Below are 6,188 nucleotides of genomic sequence, written 5' to 3' on the forward strand. Positions count from 1 at the left end.
GTCCTGCCGCTGCGCGCCGCGGCGGCTGCCGCACAGGCCGCCCTCCCGCTGTCCCCCCACGCCGTACGCCGCCTCGCGACCGCCTGCCCACCGCTTCCGGCGCCCTGGCCGGCCGAGGCCCGCGAGGAGCTGGTCACCCTGCTCGGCGCGGGACGCCCCACCGTCGAGGTCTGGGAGGCGCTGGAGGCGGGCGGGCTCGTCACCGGACTGCTGCCCGACTGGGAACGCGTACGCTGCCGCCCGCAGCGCAACGCCGTCCACACCTGGACCGTCGACCGCCACCTCGTCGAGACGGCGGTGCGCGCCGCCGCGCTCACCCGTCGCGTCTCGCGCCCCGACCTGCTGCTCGTCGCGGCGCTGCTCCACGACCTCGGCAAGGGATGGCCGGGCGACCACTCCGTGGCCGGCGAGATCATCGTGCGCGACGTCGCGGCACGTATCGGCTTCGACGCGGCGGACGTCGCGACGCTCGCGACAGTCGTGCGTCATCACCTGCTGCTCGTCGAGACCGCGACGCGACGTGACCTGGACGATCCCGCGACGGTGCGCGCCGTGGCGGAGGCCGTGCGCGACGCCGCGACGCTGGAACTGCTGCACGCCCTCACGGAGGCCGACGCCCTTGCGACGGGCCATGCGGCGTGGTCCTCGTGGCGCGCCGCGCTCGTCGACGACCTCGCCGGCCGCGTCGCCGCCGCGCTCTCCGGCGCCGAGCCCCCCGAGCCGGAGCCCGCGGCGCTCACCGCGGAGCAGGAACGGCTCGCCGTCGAGGCGTACCGCACCGCGGGCCCCGTCCTGACCCTTCGCACCCGTCAGGAGGAAGAGCTCGGGGACGCTGAGGCCGAGGCACAGGCCCCCGTGGGCGTCGAACTGCTCGTCGCGGTGCCGGACCAGCCCGGCGTCCTGCCCGCCGTCGCCGGCGTCCTCGCGATGCACCGGCTCACGGTCCGCACCGCCGAATTCCGGAGCACGGAGATCCCCGGTGAACTGCGCACGGCGCGCGACGTCCCGCGCGACGTCGCGTCCGGCGAAGCGCGCGTGGGCGACGTCACCGCCGTTCTCGTCCTGGACTGGCGCGTGTCCGCCGCGTACGGCTCGCTGCCCCAGGCGACGCGACTGCGCGCCGACCTCGTCCGCGCCCTGGACGGCAGCCTCGACATCCGGGGCCGCCTCGCGGAGCGCGACGCGGCGTACCCACGCCGCAAGGGCCTCTCCGTACCGCCGCCCCGGGTACGCGTCGCCCCCGCCGCCTCCCGCAGCGCGACGGTCATCGAGGTCCGCGCCCAGGACGCCCCCGGTCTGCTGCACCGTCTCGGCCTGGCGCTGGAGAACGCGGGGGTACGGGTACGCAGCGCCCACGCCAGCACCCTCGGCGCCAACGCCGTCGACGCCTTCTACGTCACGGGCCCCGACGGCGGCCCTCTCGCCCCCGACGTCGCGTCGGCGCTCGCCGCGGAACTGGAACGCACGCTGGGCTGAGGCGCTGACGACGCGGGGACGTCGCGTACGAAGGTGCGCGACGTCGCGGTCGAGGGACGCCGCGTACGGAGCGTCGTCGCGAGGCCCCACGCGGCGCGCGGCGTCCTCCCGTTTCCCATGCGGCGTCGGCCCGCCGACGCGACGTCTCGCGTCCCCCCACGCGGCGTCGCGCCCCCACGTAACACCCCGCTGCCGCGACGTTCGCGTTCTCGCCCGTCCCGGAACAGAGCCCCCGTTCCCCCGCGACGGCTTTCGTTCGCGGCAGGGCGGATACCCTAGACAGCGATTACCCCTGCCCCCGACCCCGAGGACCGACGAGCGCCGTGTTCGATACCCTCTCCGATCGCCTCTCAGCGACTTTCAAGAGCCTCCGTGGCAAGGGGCGGCTGTCCGAGGCGGACATCGATGCCACCGCGCGGGAAATCCGCATCGCGCTCCTCGAAGCCGACGTCGCGCTTCCCGTCGTGCGCGCCTTCATCAAGAAGGTCAAGGAGCGCGCCCTCGGCGAAGAGGTCTCCAGGGCACTCAACCCCGCGCAGCAGGTCATCAAGATCGTCAACGAGGAGCTCGTCGGCATCCTCGGCGGCGAGACGCGTCGCCTCCGCTTCGCGAAGCAGCCCCCGACCGTGATCATGCTCGCGGGTCTCCAGGGTGCCGGTAAGACGACCCTCGCGGGCAAGCTCGGCCGCTGGCTCCAGGGGCAGGGCCACTCGCCGCTGCTCGTCGCCTGCGACCTCCAGCGCCCCAACGCCGTCAACCAGCTCAGCGTCGTCGCCGAGCGCGCGGGCGTCGGCATCTACGCGCCGCAGCCCGGCAACGGCGTCGGCGACCCCGTCCAGGTCGCGAAGGACTCCGTCGAGTACGCGCGGACGAAGCAGTACGACGTCGTGATCGTCGACACCGCCGGGCGACTCGGCATCGACCAGGAGCTGATGCAGCAGGCCGCGGACATCCGCGACGCCGTCAGCCCGGACGAGATCCTCTTCGTCGTCGACGCGATGATCGGCCAAGACGCGGTGAACACCGCCGAGGCGTTCCGTGACGGGGTCGGTTTCGACGGCGTCGTGCTCTCGAAGCTCGACGGCGACGCGCGCGGCGGTGCGGCGCTCTCGATCGCGCACGTCACCGGCAAGCAGGTCATGTTCGCCTCCAACGGCGAGAAGCTCGAGGACTTCGACGCGTTCCACCCGGACCGCATGGCGTCGCGCATCCTCGACATGGGCGACGTGCTCACGCTCATCGAGCAGGCCGAGCGGACCTTCAGCCAGCAAGAGGCCGAAGAAATGGCCCGCAAGCTGCAGAAGGGTCCGAAGGAGTTCACGCTCGACGACTTCCTCGCCCAGATGGAGCAGGTCCGCAAGATGGGCTCCATCTCCAAGCTGCTCGGCATGCTGCCCGGCATGGGCCAGATCAAGGACCAGATCAACAACCTCGACGAGCGCGACATCGACCGCACCGCCGCCATCATCAAGTCGATGACGCCGGCCGAGCGCGCGGACGCGACGATCATCAACGGCTCGCGCCGTGCCCGTATCGCCAAGGGCTCCGGCGTCGAGGTCAGCGCGGTGAAGAACCTCGTGGAGCGCTTCTTCGAGGCGCGGAAGATGATGTCGCGCATGGCGCAGGGCGGCGGCATGCCCGGGCTGCCCGGCATGCCGGGCATGGGCGGTGGCCCGGGCCGCCAGAAAAAGCAGCAGAAGCAGGCCAAGGGCAAGCGCCGCAGTGGCAACCCGATGAAGCGCAAGGCGGAGGAGCAGGCCGCCGCCGAACGCCGCGCCCAAGCCGCGCTTGGCGGTCAGGACGACGCCCAGCAGGGCGGCGGGGCCTTCGAGCTGCCGGACGAGTTCAAGAAGTTCATGGGCTGATTGGCCCTCGGACCGTCGTACGTGAGGGCGGGGCGCCCCCTGAAGAGGGGATGCCCCGCCCTCACGCATGCGGCGACGCTTCGCGAGCGGGACGCCGCGTTCGGCGCCGCGGGCGGGCCACGTGACGGCGCGGCGTGACGCGGCAGGGGCGCGCCGTACGGCGCGGGTCCGCGCGACGTACGGCCATATGTGACCACGCGACGCCGCGCGCCGCGGGGGGCCATGCGTCCCGCCGCGACGTCGGCGACGTCGCGTGGCTGCGCGGCGTCCGGCCCCCTACGCCACGACGCGTCGCCCTGTGCGCGTGCGCGACGTCGCGTCATTGCCGCCCGCACGCGACGACGCGACGTGCCCGTCGTTTCCGTCCGCGACGATGCGACGTGCCCGTCGTTTCGTCCGCGACGTGGCACGTACGCGACGTGTCCCAGCTCCCGAACGCACGCGGCGTCCCCCTCCGTCCCAACCGTCACCCCCATCTCCTCGCCCGCCCCCTGTCCGGCCGAAGCCGGGGAGCTGGCGCGGCATACCTCCGTTAATGTCCGGATCAAGGCATGCGGGGGTGGACCCGTTCCGGCGGCGAAGGAGCACGCGTGAGCAATCCCGTACCCCCGCGCGACCGGACGGACCAGCCGTGGCGCTCGGAGGGGGCACCGCCACCGCCGCCGCCGCCGAAACGGAAGCCGCCCTGGGGGCGGATCATCATCGCCGCGCTCGTCGTCTATCTCCTGACCAACCTGATCCTCACGCTGGTCAACCACGACGACGACACCACGATTTCGTACACCGAGTTCAGCAAGCAGGTCGCCGACAACAACGTCGACAAGATCTACTCCAAAGGCGACTCGATCCAAGGCGAACTGCGCAAGTCCAAGCCGAAACCGAAGGACGCGGACGGCGACGGGGACTACAAGAAGTTCACGACGCAGCGCCCTTCTTTTGCCGATGACAAGATCTGGGCAGATCTCGAACGCCACAAGGTCACCGTCACCGCGCGCCCCGTCGTGCAGGAACGCAGTCTGCTGACCAATCTGCTCATCTCACTGGCGCCGATGATTCTGATCATCGTGCTGTGGCTGTTCATCGCGCGCCGGGTCAGTTCCGGCCTCGGTGGCGCCGGCGGAATGCTCGGCCGCAAGCAGCCGCCGAAACCGATCGAGATGGAGGGCGGCAAACGCACGACCTTTGCCGACGTCGCGGGCATCGACGAGGTCGAGGGTGAGCTGAACGACGTCGTCGACTTCCTCAAGCATCCCGACGCCTACCGCGCCATGGGCGCGAAGATGCCGCGCGGCGTCCTGCTCACCGGCCCGCCCGGCACGGGAAAGACGCTGCTCGCACGCGCCGTGGCGGGCGAGGCGAACGTACCCTTCTTCTCCGCTTCCGCCTCCGAGTTCATCGAGATGATCGTCGGCGTCGGCGCGAGCCGCGTGCGGGAACTGTTCGCCGAGGCGCGCAAGGTGGCGCCGTCGATCATTTTCATCGACGAGATCGACACGATCGGTCGCGCACGGGGCGGCGGCTCCGGGCTCGGCGGCCACGACGAGCGCGAGCAGACCCTCAACCAGATCCTCACCGAGATGGACGGCTTCTCCGGCTCGGAGGGCGTCGTCGTCATCGCCGCGACGAACCGCGCCGATGTCCTGGACCCCGCCCTCACCCGCCCCGGCCGCTTCGACCGCACCGTCGTCGTCAGCCCCCCGGACCGCGAAGGCCGCGAGGCGATCCTGCGTATCCACACCCGCGGCATCCCGCTCGCCCCCGACGTCGACCTCGCCCAGGTCGCCCGCATCACCCCCGGCATGACCGGCGCCGACCTCGCCAACCTCGCCAACGAGGCCGCCCTCCTCGCCGTCAAACGCCGCAAGCAGGACGTGACCATGCCCGACTTCACCGGCGCCCTGGAGAAGGTCCAGCTCGGTGCCGAACGCAGCCTCGTCATGCCCGGCGAGGAACGGCGCAGGACGGCGTACCACGAGAGCGGCCACGCCCTCCTCGGCATGCTGCAACCCGGCGCCGACCCCGTCCGAAAGATCACGATCGTGCCGCGCGGCCGCGCCCTCGGCGTCACCCTCTCGACCCCGGACGCCGACAAGTACGCCTATACGGAGGAATACCTGCGCGGCCGCATCATCGGCGCCCTGGGCGGCATGGCGGCCGAACAACTCGTCTTCGGCGTCATCACGACCGGCGCCGAGAGCGACCTCGAGCAGGTCACCAACCTCGCGCGCGGCATGGTGGGCCGCTGGGGCATGAGTGAACGCGTCGGGAGACTCTCCGCCCTCCCCAACGACGGCCAGCAGCCCTACGGCCTCGCCGCCGCGCCCGCGACGCTCGACACCATCGACGAGGAAATGCGCCGCATCGTCGACGAGTGCTACGCCCACGCCCTGCGCACCCTCCAGGAACACCGCACCCAACTCGACGCCCTCGCCGGCGCCCTCCTGGAGAGCGAGACCCTCGACGAGGCCGACGCCTACCGCGCCGCGGGCATCCCCCGCCTCGCCAAGACCGACTGAATCGCGATACCGGCGAAGGCGTCCGCGTGGCCGAAACCGGCCCCGTCGCGGCGAAGGGATACGCCGCGCGGCGGACGCCACGCGCAGACGCCGCGGCCGACGGCGGTACGCCACGTCACGCTGACGTCGCGACGTCCGAGCCCCAGTGGCGCGACGTTGGCGACGGCTGCTTGTGCGACGTGGCATATGCGACGTCGCGTACGGGGCGGCGACGGGGCTGGCGCGGCGCGGCCTGCCCGCGACGTCGCGTACGGGGCGGAGACGCGACGTGGACGGGGACGCGACGCGGTGCCGACTGCGCGCGCGACGTCGCGGGTGTCACACGGCGTGG

The 6,188-nt window shown here is 72.2% G+C and carries 3 protein-coding genes; all 3 read left to right on the top strand.

The window, feature by feature from the left end:
• Positions 1 to 1,476 (top strand): HD domain-containing protein (locus tag G3I42_RS06255; RefSeq protein WP_164283153.1); only part of this gene is annotated, 1,476 nt, incomplete at its 5' end.
• Between the two features lie 323 nt (positions 1,477 to 1,799).
• Positions 1,800 to 3,341, top strand: a complete 1,542-nt coding sequence (ffh, locus tag G3I42_RS06260) for a signal recognition particle protein (RefSeq protein WP_164283155.1) — start codon at positions 1,800 to 1,802, stop codon at positions 3,339 to 3,341.
• 590 nt (positions 3,342 to 3,931) lie between these two features.
• Positions 3,932 to 5,857, top strand: a complete 1,926-nt coding sequence (ftsH, locus tag G3I42_RS06265; RefSeq protein WP_164283157.1) for an ATP-dependent zinc metalloprotease FtsH — start codon at positions 3,932 to 3,934, stop codon at positions 5,855 to 5,857.
• Positions 5,858 to 6,188: the final 331 nt, after the last annotated feature.

The sequence above is a fragment of the Streptomyces sp. SID11385 genome (assembly GCF_010548245.1).
Classification (GTDB): domain Bacteria; phylum Actinomycetota; class Actinomycetes; order Streptomycetales; family Streptomycetaceae; genus Streptomyces.